Raw genomic sequence first — 16,102 nt, forward strand, 5'->3', positions numbered from 1 at the left:
TAACCCAACCTTGAATCTGTTCTGACTAACAGCAATCACAGAATTTAGCAGATTCAGTTTGCTTTCCCCATTCAGCGGAATACAAACAACAGCAAGGAAAACTAGGAATAACTATGAGCACCCAGAAACCGGCGCCATCAACGGATTTGGTTTATCATCTAAATGATCGCCCACCGTTTACTCAGGCTATTTTTGCCGCAATCCAACATCTATTGGCGATGTTTGTTGCCGTGATTACGCCTTCGTTAATCATCTGTCATGCGCTGCATGTTCCACCAGAACAGACCAATACCATTATTAGCATGTCGCTGTTTGCCTCCGGGATTTGCTCATTTATTCAAATTCGCACCATTGGTCCCATTGGCTCCGGATTACTGTCTATCCAGGGCACAAGTTTTAACTTTGTCGGCCCAATTATTGCTGCTGGATTAGCCCTTGAAAAAGGGGGCGCGGATATTAGTACCACCATGGCAGCCATTTTTGGCACTATTTTATTGGCATCATTGGCCGAGATCCTACTGTCTCGAGTATTAGAATACGCGCAGCGGATTATCACCCCTCTCGTTTCTGGTATTGTTGTCACACTTATTGGCCTGACACTCATTCAAGTTGGCCTGATATCTATTGGTGGCGGTAATGCAGCAATGCAAGATGGCAGTTTCGGCAGCTTGCAAAACTTGATGTTGGCAGGCATTGTCATTGCGTTAATCGTTTTATTTAATCGCTCTAAAAACCCGTATTTGCGAGTGGCTTCGATTGTCATTGCCATGGCCGTTGGTTATTTAGTTGCTTATTGCTTAGGCCTTGTCAATACCCAACATTTGGCTAAAACCAGCTTCGTTGCGTTCCCCATTCCCATGCAGTTTGGAATTGGATTTGATACTAGTTTATTTGTCCCGCTTATCCTTATTTTTTTAGTGACAGCACTGGAAGCAATCGGCGATATTACCGCAACCTCTGAAGTCTCCGGCGAACCGGTTAAAGGGCCTATTTATATTCGCCGCATTAAAGGTGGTGTTCTGGCAGATGGCTTAAATTCAGCGATTGCCGCCCTATTTAACAGTTTCCCAAATTCAACCTTTAGCCAGAACAATGGGATTATCATGCTAACTGGGGTTGCAAGCCGTTATGTGGGCTACTTTATTGCTGCTATGTTGGTGCTTTTAGGCTTATTGCCAGGCGTTGCTAACTTCGTGCAACTGATTCCCGATGCAGTCTTAGGCGGAGCAACATTAATTATGTTCGGAACGATTGCCGGAGCAGGAATTCGAATTATTTCTCGGGTAGAAATTGACCGCCGAGCCGTTTTAATTATGGCAATCTCCTTCTCCCTAGGATTAGGTGTGGCCCAACAGCCAGAACTCCTTAAATTTATGCCTGATTTTGTGAAAAATATTCTTTCATCTGGAATTGCAACAGGGGGGATGGTCGCCATCCTTTTAAATTTGATTTTGCCTGAACAGACTCAGCCTACTAATAACCAAAATGTAGTCGAACCTGTCGAATAAAAAACCACAAAAGGACTCTCAATGAGTCCTTTTACTTCACATTCATATGATAACTTTTAAAAAATTATTTACATTATCAACAGCAACGTTCTAAAGTAATATCCGAGCAAGTTCTCAACTCAAGGATATAATCTATGACAAAAAAAATAATGGCGTTATTAATCGTCTGTTTTGCCTTTGTTGCCACCCCTTCTTTTGCCGCCCAAGATGTCGCGGTCTCAATGCATCAAATGGCTAAAAGTTATCGTGCTGTCATGCAAGACGAAACGCTTAAATCGATCACCGCTGATTTGGCTAAACTTCATGCAGCTGTCATTAAAGCAAGGGATGGGGTTCCTGATTTTCTAAAGGATAAGCCAGTGGATAATCCGCAACGACAGGTGTTTCGTGAAGGCATAAATCGCTTATTGAAACAGGTTGAACTCGCCCAAGAATATGCCAAAGAAGGCGATTTCAATAAAGCCAAAGAAGTGGCCGCAGGACTTAATAAACTTCGTCAGTATTATCATAAAAAACTAGGCGTTTAAACCTAATACCTCGCTCTATTCAGCTTGATTCGATGAGTAGAGCGACTTAAGCCCCAATAAGCCATTTTCATCCTACCCTATTATTGATACACTAATTACTTATTGCTAGATTATGCTAGCTTTTTAGCCACTTCATAATGCTCATCGGCGTATATAAATTTTTAAATTCATATGAAACGACCTGCAACTATTTCATTCATTTCAACCCTCCTTGTCACTGCCGGGATTTATTACCTAATCCAATTTGCTCTTGAACTTATACAATACAGAGATTTTTGGGATGCTCAGTTCCTACTGTCTTATTTTCTCATTAACGCGGTATTAACACCGCTTGTATATATTTTCACAGGGATTGGCATTCAAAATGGCCGTCAGCTTTCACGCTTTATACTGCTGATGCTAGTCATTGCGACTTATGGATTCACTTTATATCGTTTAGGAACGCATGTTTTTCATTATGGCTTTTATTTCTTTATCCCACTGTTCATTAAACTATTTATTTTATGGCAACTCTTTTTTACACCTGCTGCCAAATATTTTTCAGCACAAAATGAAGCTATCTAAACCACTCGCGCTATATAGGTTGATTTAAGTTGATATAAAAAGCGTATCCATCATACGAACTAGCTGCAGATTTTCTAACCCTTGATGATTCATCACTTTTAAACTCACTTGATTTGAAACGATCGAGCAAACGCATTACGTGTCCATTGTTCTCCTCATATAAATCCACACAACCAAGTGGCTCTTAAACGAGTGCTGACCAGCTGATATCGCATCGCCGCAATGCTGCGCGGACGACTTTCAGCTATGGGTCTTATCCTAGGAGTTCTCATGAGTCTCCTAGTTATCATCCAGAATCGGGCGGAGGGCAGTGAAATTAGTTGGCTCGGGTGCACAAACTAAGTTTCAAAACAAATGATAGGTTAGAGATACCTAGGGATTGTTGACCTTTGGTGGTTGAGTTTTGTTCAAATTAAACGCATTTTGAACGCGGCGCACCCTGCGTCGCTTAATGAGTTAAGCAAGCTGGGGGCAACAAAGTTCAGGATGCGTTTAAATGAACCCCAAGGGCAGTATCTGAGAGGAATTTATCCAGCGTTAAACGTTCTTTGTGGAGAATAACTACACGGCACAACGTTTGCCTTGCCTAAATCCCTCTCAGATTTCTGCAAAACTAATCACAAAAGGTCAACAGTCCCTAGGGTTTATATAAATGACCCGTACACAAATGTACGGGTCATATCGAGTCAACAGCTTAAAAGAAGAGATGACTATGAATACAGTAATTGGCCTTATCTTCGAAAACACTACACAATTGGATTAAGAAAACCAAACATTGTATTGAACAAACGAAGTCAAGCTGCCTTAGTTAATACTGCAATTGCATGTTAAATTCACACTCTTTTCCAATATTATGCAATTGCTGCCAAATAGCGTTTCTCGACCTCCGGCCAGTTAATCACATTAAAAAATGCCTGGATGTACTCTGGGCGTTTATTTTGATATTTCAGATAATAGGCGTGCTCCCAAACATCAAGGCCTAAAATAGGTGTATGCGAGTGCATCAAAGGGCTATCTTGATTGAGAGAGTTTTCAACAACTAACGTGTTGTTCTGGGATACGGATAACCAAGCCCACCCACTCCCAAAACGAGCAACAGCAGATTGAGTAAATGCCTCGCGAAAGGCCGCAAAGCCACCTAAGTCTTTAGTAATCGCTTGAGCGACAACGTCAGTCGGTTCACCTCCACCATTCGGCGACATCACCGTCCAAAACAAAGAGTGATTAGCGTGTCCGCCACCATTGTTAATCACAGCTTGTCGTTTATCTTCAGGCAACTCATCGATGCGCCCCAACAACGCTTCGACAGGGAGCTTAGCGAGTTCGCTACCTTCAATCGCAGCATTTAACTTATTCACGTAAGTCTGATGGTGACGAGTGTGGTGGATCTCCATCGTACGGGCATCAATGTGCGGTTCAAGTGCGTCATAAGCATAAGGTAGTTCAGGTAATGAATAAGACATTTATCTCTCCTAGCTGCTATATTGAATAATTACTACTAACAAATAAAAATGATAATACTTATCATTACTAAAATTCAATGTTTTTATACTTTTAGTAACATTTTTCTTACATCTAATTTGAATATAAATACAAGATATATATAAATGTATTTAAAATCATATAGTTAACATCAAAATGCATTTGATGCTTGCGTCATTTAAAAGTATGATACAACTATATTTCATCATCCTCTTAGCATTAACTATTTATTATGGTGAGGTTTTCATATGCAGAATGACGCCCAGATTGTCTTTAATGCGATTTTTCGATTCCTATTATTTTCTGCATTTATTGCTGGAATGTTTGGCATCATGTACGTTGATATTGCGGTTTTTCACGACCAGGTGAAGGAGATATCGCTGACAGAAATAAGTCAGGAAACATTTCTTGGACTCATTGTTGCTATTTTTGTCTATCTGGCTGTTTCTAAGCCATTGCAGCGAGGTTTTTATGAGTTAGTTGCGGGCTTCTATGCGGCACTATTGATTCGCGAACTAGATGCTCTATTCGACTATGTTTGGCATGGCTTCTGGGTCTATCCAGCTGTAGCTGTATCCCTGATGGCGATAGCTTTAGCTCATCATTACAAAGGGAGTGTACTCAATGGATTTGCAGAATTTTGTCAATCTAAGGCCTATATCATTATGGTTTGTGGCCTGGTTACATTGTTAATCTTTAGTCGCTTATTTGGCATGGGTGATTTCTGGAAATTAGTTCTCAGTGATGGCTATGTACGAATTGCTAAAAATATTGCAGAAGAAGGAACCGAACTGCTTGGCTATGGCTTTATATTCATTGCCAGCAGCAAGTATCTTTTAGCGCAAATCGGGTGGAACATTGACGTTGCACAAGCCCAAACACAACGGCTCCAAAACTATACCAATTTAAGTAAGAATAACTCTTAAAACATGCAGTCCTGTCAGAGTTGCCATTCTGACAGGTATTCTCACTCGTTATAGTTCTTTTTTCTCATTCTTCATCAACTAACATTGATGCTGACTATCCCCGCATCATTAAACTATATGATTACTCATGAGCTAACAGCGTTTTCTCACGTCGAACCACCATCTGTCGCGTCATAATTGCTGCAACAAAAACCAACCCTGCTGCATATAGATAGATCGAACCAAGACCTGTATAACTAATAGCAATACCAGCTAATGGTGCAGCAACAGCTAGAGAGAGATCGAAAAACGCTGAATAAGCTCCAAGCGCAGCTCCTTGATTATCGACATCAACCCGCTTGACTGCTTCCACGCCTAAACCAGGAAAGACCAAAGAAAAACCAGTGCCAGTTAAAAAAGCACCGATTACTGCGGCCCAGACATTGGGAGCTAATCCAATGAGCAACAAACCAACTGTTTCTATCACCAATGATGACAAAGATACACGCAATCCACCATAACGGTTAATAGTCTGACCAAACAATAACCGCATTCCCATAAATCCAATACTAAAGAGTGTCAGCGTATATGCAGCACCTAGCCAATGATGTGCTGCAAAATACAAGGTAATAAATGCAGTCACCACAGAAAAGCCAACTGAAGACAGCGCTAATCCCATCCCAAATGGCCAGATTCGGCCAAACACCTGTTGAAAAGGAATGCGCTTACCGGCAATAACGGTGACCGGAGAACGTTTTAATGCCAATGCAAAAGCGACCAGCCCCACAACAATCACGAAAATGCCAAGCCCCTGTAACTGCCAGTCATTGTCAATCCAAACGCCAACAGGCGCCCCGATTGCGATTGCACCATAGGTTGCGACGCCATTCCAAGAGATGACCTGAGCAATATGTTTTGACCCCACTAGCGTCGAGCCCCACAACATGGAACCGGTACTGGTAAAACTTTCCCCCCACCCCAGTAACAAGCGCCCCAGAAAAATACTCCCTAATGCCAGCAAGGGTGTTGCTTTTAGCCAAAAACCAAAGATATAAAACAGTCCACTGAATGCACAACACATCAAGCCAATCACAACGACTTTCTTGGCTCCGATTAAATCAGCATAGCGCCCTGCTTGTGGTCGAGTAATCAATGTCGCTATCGATTGCGCACTGATAATAAACCCAGCCATAAAGGGGCTAAATCCAAGCGTGTGATAAACAAATGAAGGCAATACTGCTAAAGGCAGTGCGATGGATAAATAACAAACAAATGTATATACAACAACTGAAAATATTTGCCCAAGACGTCGAGAAGTCGACAACTCGAACTCGCTATTCATAACAAAAATTCCACCAATAACTTATTGAGTTATATTACGCTTTATTAGCTGTATCGCCAATCACCGCAGCAGCGATACATCAGGATAGGTTAATGTCATAGTTCGCAATAAAACATCAACTGCAAATGCGCAACAAACTCTCAAGTGAGAGAGTAAAAACTGGCGCAAACAGATCATAAAAAGGGCTGAACAATACAGCCCTATTGCTAGGGACTGTTGACCTGTGGTGGTTGAATTTTGTTCAAATTAAACGCATTTTGAACGCGGCGCACTCTGCGTCGCTTAATGAGTGAAGCAAGCAGGGGGCAACAAAGTTCAGGATACGTTTAAATGAACCTCAAGGGCAGTATCTGAGAGGAATTTATCCAGCGTTAAACGTTCTTTGTGGAGAATAACTACACGGCACAACGTTTGCCTTGCCTAAATCCCTCTCAGATTTCTGCAAAACTAATCACCAAAGGTCAACAGTCCCTAGCGATTGCGTTGATTAGCCACCGTAAGTTTGTTCAATATAGGATTCAAACTGCTGGCATAGTTGCTCATCACTTTGTTCGTTTGAGGCGATTTGAGTATCACCATCTACAATACGAATCGATGCATTCAATGGTTGCACTTCAGAGCGCTCTCGAGTGTTCAATGAGGCAATTTTTTGTTGCTGAACTTGCCAAGCCTGTTCGGTCGTTAAATTACAGGCATCGGCCAAATATTTAGCATTAAAGCCCTCGCCACACAAACTTCGAATACAGTCATCAAGCGACTGACTATTTCCTTTATTCCAGTAATGTTTCGCTAACATTGGGCCGATTTGAGCATTGTCGGTTAAATAGCCAAACTGACGCATAAAGAAGTCGCGAGTCTGGTAAACTGCCATATGCGCCAATAAATAGCCTTGATAAGAACATGCCGACTCATCACTGAGCAAATGGGGAATCGCCATCAGTGGTCGAGGACTGCAGGCAATACCTAAGATTTGCTGTTCACAATCGCGCGCTAACTGGGTGACACGCTCTGGAGTCAGTTCTTTCTCATCCAGCTGATACAGCGCGCGTTCAAAGTAAGGAACCACTAAAATGCTACGTTCTTCGTAAGCTTTAAATGGCTGATTTGCATTAATCATTGCTTGAATCACTGAATCAGGAATCGCTTTACCGCTGGCATCCTTGGCATACATTTTTAGCCAATCAGCATCACTGAGCAAGCTATCACAAAAAATAGATTGAGTCTCAGCATAAGCCATTGAAGTTGGAGCAAATTCCTGTGAAAAACAAGGTGCATTCATTTTGACATTCGCAAAATGCGCAGCATGCCCTCCTTCATGAAAGAGTGTATTCATACCGCTATAGCCACTGCCTATCTGGTCTGGTTTAGCATTGCTGGTAAAGTTTACTTTTGCACTAATCCATTTACCTTGATCATAAAATGATGGGATCGGTCCGTGACAAAAACCGTTCTGATATTTCCCTTTACGATCCAGTAAATCTAACGTTAATTCAGCTTGATTATAATCGATACCCAATCGACCAAACGACTCAACCCAACGGCGCAGCGATTGGGAAAATGGCACATAAGGGTCGAGATCACGCATCACCTCACCTGCAAATGAATACACAAAGTTATGTGCTTTAAGTGCTTGTTCCCCTTTGCTTTGAGATAACTCACTAAGGCTTCGTAGATGGGCCTCACGTGTTCGCACCTCAAAGTCATCCAAAATACTAAACAACTCAGTTGAGCTCATATGTTCAGTTTTAGTCACTGAATAATCAAAAAAGTTATCAAACCCAACAGCTTTAGCAAAAGCATTGCGCCGTTTAACTAACTCTAAAAATCCGTTTTCTAACAACCATTGTTCAACATCAAGCAACGCCTGATGAGCGCTCTGACGTACTTTTTCATGGCGATTGGTGTTCATTATCGTTCGTAACAACGGTAAAGAAGCTTCAATTTGTTGACCATTCTCATCGATGTAGACCATCACATGGTTTTGTTTTTTCTCAAAGAGCTTCGCTTCAAAAGCAATCAGATCATCTTTGAGCGTTTTAGCCTGCACGGATTCTATGGCATGCGCGCTAAACATTGCCTGCCATCCTAAAAGACCCTCAATGGTCGCTGCACGTTCATTATCGTCGGTTAACTGTTGGGCATTTGAAAGTTGCGCTTTGATTTGCTCTAGATAGCTGTCATCACTTAAAAAGTTGGTCCACTCAGCTAATGCCTGAGCAGCCCCTTCATGATCATCACTGGTGCCCATATAGGTCTGCCAAAACAGGTCTTCTTTGCGACGATGAATTGACAAATAGCGATGGTTTAAATCATTTAGATAATCGGTAGCAGTCATATAATTATTACCTTTCATGTCTAGTCGTTGGTAATTAGATAAACCCTTTGAAACACCAACGAACGGATGGAAATATTCTCATTTAGATGTTAGTGACTTAGTTCATGCATCATTGTGGTTAAATGCTCAAATACTTCTGTCGATTGACGCACGCCATCATGTTCAAACTTATCCGTCACCCAAGTATGAAGATTCGCGGTTAACTGGGCGGTTCTTTCACTTAAAGTCCGAGGGACATACATATCATTTGCGTACACGGCCGCAACCACCAGGACTTCATTGCGCCCAAGGCACTCCAGATCATACAAATATGAATAGTCATTATACGCTGCCAGAGCATTCGCAGCCGGAGCAAAGGGTTTGAGGTATCCAATCTGTTCAAACATCCATGGATAAATCATCTCGCCAGTCAATGGCAATGATTCAGGATTGCCTTTAAAGCCACCTAATTGGTCTCTTACACGTTGTGCAGCCCAGTTGGTAGCCTGTTGTCCTTGTCCATAAATACTCTCTTGCATAACGGCATACAGCGGATTATCCCAATAGTTGGCAAGCATCATAACCTGCGCTAAAAAAGTATCAGATAACGCCTGCTTAGCATGTCCGGCAAATGCTTCGTCAACTAGATAATAGAGCGTTTGCATGCCACTGCCAGTCCCCAACAAAATGCCTAAAGACTGGAAACGCTCGGCAGTGAGGCGCTCACCATCAGGCAGATAAACGGCTTCATTAGCCAAGCACTCACCAATCTGGGCTAAACGCACACGGGTATCAGGATATTGCTGATAAAAAAGCTCGGTTTTTTCCGCAACTAATGGATACGTTAACTGATAAACCTGCTCGGCAGTGGCATCAATTCCAGCTAATCCTCCTGTCACAAAACATCCGGCTAACGCCTGAGGCGCATAAGAGAGATAACTTAACGTGAGAAAGCCACCATAGCTTTGCCCTAGCGTATAAAATTGCTGGCTGTGGTAACAGGTTTTACGAATATATTCGCAATCTTTAATAATGCTGTCCGCTCGAAAATTTAACAAGTAATCCCGACCTTGTTCAGCTGTTTTGTGCGCTATCAAGGACGCATCAATGCGACTACTTTGCCCTGTACCGCGTTGATCGAGCAAAATAACTCGATATGTTTCTAGTGCTTGAGGTAACCAACACGGGTGCCCGGACTGTGGGCGCGGCGATTTCCCCCCTGGCCCGCCTTGTAAAAACAGTAACAACGGCAACTTCTGCGCGGCACGTTCAACACTCACCACTTCCCGATAGAACACATTAATACATGGGCTATGCTGCGGATCTCGCCAGTCTAAAGGAACACTCACTTGATGCTCACTGATGAGCATATCTGATAACTGAAATTGTTTTACGGTCATGCCATCGCCTGCTGACAAACTATCGTTACACTAATGAGCATACAATATCGGTTTCTGAGCTTGCAGGCCAGCTGCTATTGTATCTATCAGTTGCATCTTAGTGTCGATTATTCGATGATAAAAATTAAATAAAACAAATATAAACGGGCTTTATGAATTCTCTGACGCCACCCAAAATTTCTGTGGATTTAACTCCGATCCGTCACCAGCTGCACAAAATAGCAGAACTTTCTGGTGCTGAGCATCAAACACGAGATTATTTGTGCCAAGAACTGGCGAAACTTAGTGCATTTACAACACAACTATTGCCCTCTGGCTCTATTCTTAGCTGCATCGATAGCCACCAGCCTGGAGCAATCGTGCTACTTCGTGCTGATATGGATGCACTCCCCATTCAGGAGAGTAATCAACATTATTATTGCTCACAAACTCCCGGAGTAAGCCATTTGTGTGGTCACGACGGGCACGCAACATCATTGCTTGGATGTGCTCATTTATTAGAGCAATCACCAATCTTGAACGGAAAAATCTATCTGCTATTTCAAAGTGCTGAAGAAACCGGAGAAGGAGGACCTCAAGCACTTAAAGATATGCGCGCGCTCGGGCTGAAGTTTGATTTTGCATTCGCCTATCATAATATTCCCGGGGCCCCTCTTGGCCAGATTATTTGCAAAGAGAAAGCCATGACAGCAGCTGTACAAAGTCTCAGTGTACAATTTATCGGGCGTACTGCTCATGCTGCAGAACCCGAATCAGGCATTTGCCCGGCCGCTGCAATTGCACAACTCGTACAATTTTCCCAATCTCTTAACTGTACTGATTTAACTCGGCAAGACTTTACATTAGTAACGCCTATTTGTATTCAAATGGGAACGCCAGCATACGGAACCATGCCCGGTGAAGGTCGTGCTGATTTCACCATCCGTTGCTGGCAGAATCAGCAAATGGAAATAATTGCCCAGCAAATCGAAGAAAAACTTTCTGAGATCTGTTCAGCAGCGCATCTTAATTATCGCTATCAGTGGCTGGAATCGTTCCGCGGATGTGATAACCATCCGGCAGCGGTCGAGATCATTAAACACAGTGCACATGCTCTAAATTTGCATTCTATTGTGCCAGAACATCCGTTTAAATGGGGTGAAGATTTTGGCTCATTAATCGCTTATTGGCCAGGAGCACTATTGGGGATCGGCTCAGGTGAGCAATTAAGCCCATTGCACCATGTTGATTATGATTACCCTGACGAATTACTGCCTATTGCAGCAAATATGCTTGCGCAAATTGCATATTTAACAACGATGGCATCACAAAGTCTTTAAAGAAAGGTGGCAGCAGGAACAACAACCAGCCTGATAGCTGCCAGTGATGCTAGGGATGCGAACTTGTTACTATGAGTGGCACAATCTCGCTTTCTTTATGCGCAGCCAGAGTTGCATCGCCACGCAGACAAACTCCGCCATATCGGCCAACCACTCTATGTACGCCAGCACCATAACTGTTGATAAACATTCGTGCAGTTCACCAATTGCCCACTCGTTTATCAAAGACTTCTACTTTAACACCGATTAAATCGAGATTATTGCTAGATAGCCCTGAAATAGGCTTAACCGCCCCTAGGGACTTAAATTAAGTTGAAGAGAGGATGCCCTGTATTGAAATTAAAAAATGTCTGTTGATATAAACACGACAAATTGTACGAATAAGGAATCGTGACAATTGCCAATGATTATGTTCAAGTATAATACGAAAGAAAATTTTATATTGAATTGATGGTGGGTCGTGCAGGATTCGAACCTGCGACCAATTGATTAAAAGTCAACTGCTCTACCAACTGAGCTAACGACCCATCGATAATCGATAGATGGTGGGCTGTGCAGGATTCGAACCTGCGACCAATTGATTAAAAGTCAACTGCTCTACCAACTGAGCTAACAGCCCTAAAAGATATCGGTGATGGTGGGTCGTGCAGGATTCGAACCTGCGACCAATTGATTAAAAGTCAACTGCTCTACCAACTGAGCTAACGACCCATAGAATGGGATCAACCGAATATTAAGTCATGGTGGGTCGTGCAGGATTCGAACCTGCGACCAATTGATTAAAAGTCAACTGCTCTACCAACTGAGCTAACGACCCGTTCATGTCTTAACGGCGGCCTATAATACGGATTTCGCGGTGATGTGCAATAGAAATCTTGATCTTTTCGCTCGTTTGCTTAGCAAATAAGCAAGTGTTCACCTTTAAAAGCGTTTAGTGACGAAAAAACATGCCACCGATCACCAATTCACTAAAGCCATTAGTGATCGCTGCATATTATTTAAGTGATTTAAGCTGGTTTTTAGCTAAATCTGCCGCACTAGACTGAGGATAGTTCTGAATAACTTTATTAAAATAATCTTTAGCTTGGCTTATATGCTTACTTTGTAATGCCAATTGTCCTAATTTAAGTAATGATTCAGGAACTTTATTTGAATCAGGATATTGTTTAACGACTGTTTCAAATTGAGCTTGCGCTTTATCTGACTGTCCCTGTGTAAATTGCAACTGTCCCAACCAATAATGAGCATTTGGCAGATAGCTTGATTTAGGATGTTTAGTTAAAAATGTTTGGAAAGCACTAATCGCCTGATCAAATTTACGATCCTGCATTACGAGCTTCACAGCATTCTCATAATCGGCTTCGCCATCACCACCAACAACTGGTTCATCCTTTGCGCTATCTTGATTCGCAGCATTTGTCTGGGCAGATTGTTGGGTATTAGATAACCGCCGTTCAAGCTCCTGATATAGGTCGCGTTGACGCTTCACAATTTGCTTGATCTGATGCTGCTGTTCCTCTATCTGTCCATTAAGTTGGGCTAATCGATCTGAAAGCTGATTGAGCTGCTGTCGAATTTGTAACTGAGACGAGCTTCGGGCATTAAACATCCGCTCTAAGCGAGTAATTCGCTGTTTTAGGGTCAAACCGGCTGTATCATCAAAATTCATTCCTTTTAAACTAGGAGCCTGAATCTGTGATGAACTATTATTTCCCCCTGATGTCGAGGAAGCAGTGGATGAATCCGGAGCATTGACAGTAGTCATCGTTGTCGCTGTCGGCTGAGTACTCAAATCCGTTACCGGAGCCTCGGCATAACTCATATTTGCAAAGAAGGCGACTGCTAATGCAGCCGCTGACAGTTTAATCTGCTTCATAATTATCTCAATATACTAAAACAGCTCGACGGTTTTTTGCCATACCGGCTGCTGTGTGTGAATTATCAACAGGTTTTTCTTCACCATAACTGATCGTTGAGATCTGATCAGATGAAACCCCCAGACTTTCCAAGTATTGAGCTACAGCTTCAGCACGACGTTCCCCCAAAGCAATATTGTATGCAGGCGTACCGCGTTCATCAGTATTACCTTCAATCAAAACGTGTACCGATGGGTGATTGCGCAAAAATGCTGCATGATCTTCCAACAATTTAATAAATTGACTTTTGATCGTGGATTTATCGAAGTCAAAATAAATCGTCTGATTCTGCTTAAGCTCATTCAACTGTTTCTGCTGGCGCTCTTGGGGAGTGAGAACCTGGCTAGCAGAACCAATTTGTACTCCATCTTGACCATTTTGCTGGCTACCATTTGAACTTGCTGAACCCGCTGTTTGACTTCCATTAGCACCTGATGTGCCAGTGTGAGTACTACATGCGGTTAACGCCCCTAAAGTCAGCGCAATCAGAAGGCCCTTACAGTAAGTTTGTAGTTGCATTTATTATTTCCTTTTATCAATAAAGTATTAATTATTTGTTAAAAAAGGCGACCATGCTGGCGAACGAACATCTCCATCTCGAGCGGGCAAAGTTGCTTTAAAACGGCCATCGGTTGAAACCAACGCGAGCACCTGACGATTTTTCACAACAGTACTATAAATAATCATACTGCCATTCGGAGCAATACTTGGAGACTTGTCCAAAGAGGTATTAGTCAAAATTTGCATATAACCGGTTTTCAGATTTTGACGAGCAATGCGATACTGACCATTGGTACGATCAACCATCACGATAAATTTATCATTAGGTGCAACTTCAGGACTTAAATTCATATCGCCTTCCCAAGTGACACGAGAAATTGAGTGATCACTGAGGTTATAGCGATAGATCTGTGGATTTCCCCCCCGTTCTGAGGTGAAAAAGATAGATTTACCATCATGCGACCAATTAGGCTCTGTATCGATTCGCGGGCTATTCGTCACTCGTGTCAGCTTGTGCGATGCTAAATTCTCGATATAAATTTCGGCATTACCATCTTTAGAAAGCACTAACGCCATATTTTTACCATCTGGCGACCATGCAGGGGCACTATTAAGACCTGGATAATGAGGTAATTTATAACGCTTCGGCGGCTGGCCATTCACCCCCTGAAGATCTTGAATGTAGATATTCGCCCGACGATTTTCCAGACTGACATAAGCTAATTGTTTGCCATCTGGTGACCAAGCAGGAGAGAGAATCGGTTGGTGTGAGCGCAATAGAACCTGCTCATTGTAACCATCATAATCAGCCACCCGCAGTTGATACGGATACTTCGCTTTAGGATTATAGACGACATAAGCAATACGAGTTAAAAATGCTCCGCGCTCTCCCGTGAGTGCCTTATACACGTGATCAGAGATCAAATGAGCATACTGGCGTAATTGTTTGGCCCCAACAGTTCCACTTCGATCCAGCAAAATATGCTGATTATTCTGAACGAGTTGGTCATTTTGCAATTTTGAAGTACCACCCATCTGTCCTTGGACGGCATCCACCAATTGATATTGAATCTGGTATTTACCAGGCGATGGTTCACTAATTTGACCGACCAGAACGCCTTCAATTCCCATTGAAGCCCACTGCTGATAGTCGACTTTATCAGCCTGATGCGGTAATTGTGGCATTTTAGCCACAGCAATTGGATTAAATTTGCCACTACGACGGAGATCATCAGCAATAACTTTGCTCACATTAGTGGGTAATGCTCCCGCCCCTGTCCATTTAAATGGGACAACCGCAACTGGTCGAGCAGAATCAACTCCCTGAGTAATCAAAATATCCAAGGCTGCATAGCTGCGTGAAGAAAGTAATAATAGCCCTAACGTGAGTAACGCTCTAAATTTCATCATTTAACCACCGGGTTTAAGTGTAATATTCAAAACTTTCATTTTAGCGAACACATCTGCATCAGGTGAGACCGGAACCTGCTGAGTCTTATAAACAGCTGATGTTGCAGCGTTACATGCTCTTGGGTCACCTTTTACATTACTGACATTTACAATAAAACCATTACGCGCCAAGGTCACGGTCAAATTACAGGTTTCACCTTTAAGTGAGCTGTCAATAATCACATTTTGCTGAATTGCCGCGGTGATCATGGCCTGATATTTTTGGATCTCAGACTGGATCTGACGATTACGCCGCGCCTGCTGTTCGGCTTTCATATCGTTCAGCAGTTGCTGCTCAGCCTGCTGCTTACGTTTTAATGCAGCTGCTTTTTCACGAGCCTTATGAGCCGCAGCTTCTTTAGCTTTACGCTCTGCTTCTGCTTTACGTTCGGCCGCCTCTTGTGCTTTACGCTTCGCCTCAGCTTTCGCCGCTGCTTGTTTAGCCGCTTTTTCCTTAGCTTCGGCTTCTTTACGCGCTTTCTCTGCTGCAGCAGCTTTCTGCTGGGCCAATTTACGCTCTAATTCAGCCTTTTTACGCTGCTGTTCTTCGCGTTGACGCTTGAGCTGCAACTGCTTGAGGCGTTTTTGCTGCTCTAACTCTTGTTTACGGGCCTGTTCTTGTCGCTTCTTAATCTCAGCTAGACGTTTTTGCTCAGCTTGTTGCTTTTTCAAACGTTCTTGCTTTAGACGCTCGACTTGTTGCTCAACTTGCTGCTGGGATACGGCAGTTGCCTGTATAATAGGCTTAGATTGACTCGCGCTCTGCTGTTGTGGCTCGTGAAATGAAAAAGACAATGAAAGTGCTGCAATCAACAGCACATGCAAAATGATTGAGATGACAATACTGAGACGATAAGATGATTTCAAACTTGCTA

The 16,102-nt window shown here is 42.7% G+C and carries 13 protein-coding genes and 4 tRNA genes; 5 read left to right on the forward strand and 12 right to left on the reverse strand.

The annotated features are described in order from the left end of the window. Window positions 1–113: 113 nt before the first annotated feature. From EV690_RS10625 to EV690_RS10635, 3 genes are all read left to right on the forward strand, one after another. Complete coding sequence (locus tag EV690_RS10625; RefSeq protein WP_131912979.1) at window positions 114–1,508, forward strand: uracil-xanthine permease family protein; 1,395 nt, start codon at window positions 114–116, stop codon at window positions 1,506–1,508. Window positions 1,509–1,642: 134 nt separating this feature from the next. Continuing rightward, a complete protein-coding gene (locus EV690_RS10630) occupies window positions 1,643–2,035 on the forward strand; it encodes a cytochrome b562 (RefSeq protein ID WP_131912980.1) in 393 nt (130 codons plus the stop codon). Between the two features lie 171 nt (window positions 2,036–2,206). Then, entirely contained in the window at window positions 2,207–2,599 is a 393-nt protein-coding gene (locus EV690_RS10635; protein ID WP_131912981.1) for a hypothetical protein, read from the forward strand. Window positions 2,600–3,450: 851 nt separating this feature from the next. Here the strand turns inward: EV690_RS10635 and EV690_RS10640 are convergent. Then, a complete protein-coding gene (locus EV690_RS10640) occupies window positions 3,451–4,062 on the reverse strand; it encodes a superoxide dismutase (protein WP_131912982.1) in 612 nt (203 codons plus the stop codon). A gap of 267 nt (window positions 4,063–4,329) precedes the next feature. On the opposite strand from EV690_RS10640, the gene EV690_RS10645 reads away from it, so the two are divergent. Continuing rightward, window positions 4,330–5,007: a hypothetical protein gene (locus tag EV690_RS10645; RefSeq protein ID WP_131912983.1), complete on the forward strand. Its 678-nt coding sequence runs from the start codon at window positions 4,330–4,332 to the stop codon at window positions 5,005–5,007. Window positions 5,008–5,128: 121 nt separating this feature from the next. Here EV690_RS10645 and EV690_RS10650 read toward each other — a convergent pair whose 3' ends face one another. The 3 genes from EV690_RS10650 to EV690_RS10660 form a co-directional block, all read right to left on the reverse strand. After that, window positions 5,129–6,328 carry an MFS transporter gene (locus EV690_RS10650; protein WP_131912984.1) on the reverse strand — a complete coding sequence of 400 codons (1,200 nt, stop codon included), beginning with the start codon at window positions 6,326–6,328 and terminating at the stop codon, window positions 5,129–5,131. A 487-nt stretch (window positions 6,329–6,815) separates the two neighbouring features. Then, window positions 6,816–8,663 carry a M3 family metallopeptidase gene (locus EV690_RS10655; protein ID WP_131912985.1) on the reverse strand — a complete coding sequence of 616 codons (1,848 nt, stop codon included), beginning with the start codon at window positions 8,661–8,663 and terminating at the stop codon, window positions 6,816–6,818. Between the two features lie 89 nt (window positions 8,664–8,752). Then, the gene (locus EV690_RS10660) at window positions 8,753–10,042 is read right to left on the reverse strand and encodes an alpha/beta fold hydrolase (protein ID WP_131912986.1); all 1,290 of its coding nucleotides are present in this window, start codon (window positions 10,040–10,042) and stop codon (window positions 8,753–8,755) included. A gap of 152 nt (window positions 10,043–10,194) precedes the next feature. Here EV690_RS10660 and EV690_RS10665 point away from each other — a divergent pair, with 152 nt between their 5' ends. Beyond that, entirely contained in the window at window positions 10,195–11,361 is a 1,167-nt protein-coding gene (locus EV690_RS10665) for a M20 metallopeptidase family protein (protein WP_131912987.1), read from the forward strand. Between the two features lie 451 nt (window positions 11,362–11,812). Here the strand turns inward: EV690_RS10665 and EV690_RS10670 are convergent. From EV690_RS10670 to tolA, 8 genes are all read right to left on the reverse strand, one after another. After that, window positions 11,813–11,888, reverse strand: a tRNA-Lys gene (locus EV690_RS10670). A 16-nt stretch (window positions 11,889–11,904) separates the two neighbouring features. After that, window positions 11,905–11,980, reverse strand: a tRNA-Lys gene (locus EV690_RS10675). Between the two features lie 16 nt (window positions 11,981–11,996). Then, window positions 11,997–12,072: transfer RNA gene (locus EV690_RS10680), tRNA-Lys, on the reverse strand. A gap of 30 nt (window positions 12,073–12,102) precedes the next feature. Further along, window positions 12,103–12,178, reverse strand: a tRNA-Lys gene (locus EV690_RS10685). A 177-nt stretch (window positions 12,179–12,355) separates the two neighbouring features. Continuing rightward, entirely contained in the window at window positions 12,356–13,237 is an 882-nt protein-coding gene (ybgF, locus tag EV690_RS10690) for a tol-pal system protein YbgF (RefSeq protein ID WP_131912988.1), read from the reverse strand. A gap of 7 nt (window positions 13,238–13,244) precedes the next feature. Continuing rightward, entirely contained in the window at window positions 13,245–13,796 is a 552-nt protein-coding gene (gene pal / locus EV690_RS10695; protein WP_131912989.1) for a peptidoglycan-associated lipoprotein Pal, read from the reverse strand. Between the two features lie 27 nt (window positions 13,797–13,823). Continuing rightward, window positions 13,824–15,188, reverse strand: coding sequence for a Tol-Pal system beta propeller repeat protein TolB (gene tolB / locus EV690_RS10700; RefSeq protein ID WP_131912990.1), 1,365 nt, complete (start codon window positions 15,186–15,188; stop codon window positions 13,824–13,826). Further along, window positions 15,189–16,094, reverse strand: coding sequence for a cell envelope integrity protein TolA (gene tolA, locus EV690_RS10705; protein ID WP_165872731.1), 906 nt, complete (start codon window positions 16,092–16,094; stop codon window positions 15,189–15,191). Between the last annotated feature and the right edge of the window lie 8 nt (window positions 16,095–16,102).

The organism is Celerinatantimonas diazotrophica (assembly GCF_004339545.1).
Lineage (GTDB): Bacteria > Pseudomonadota > Gammaproteobacteria > Enterobacterales > Celerinatantimonadaceae > Celerinatantimonas > Celerinatantimonas diazotrophica.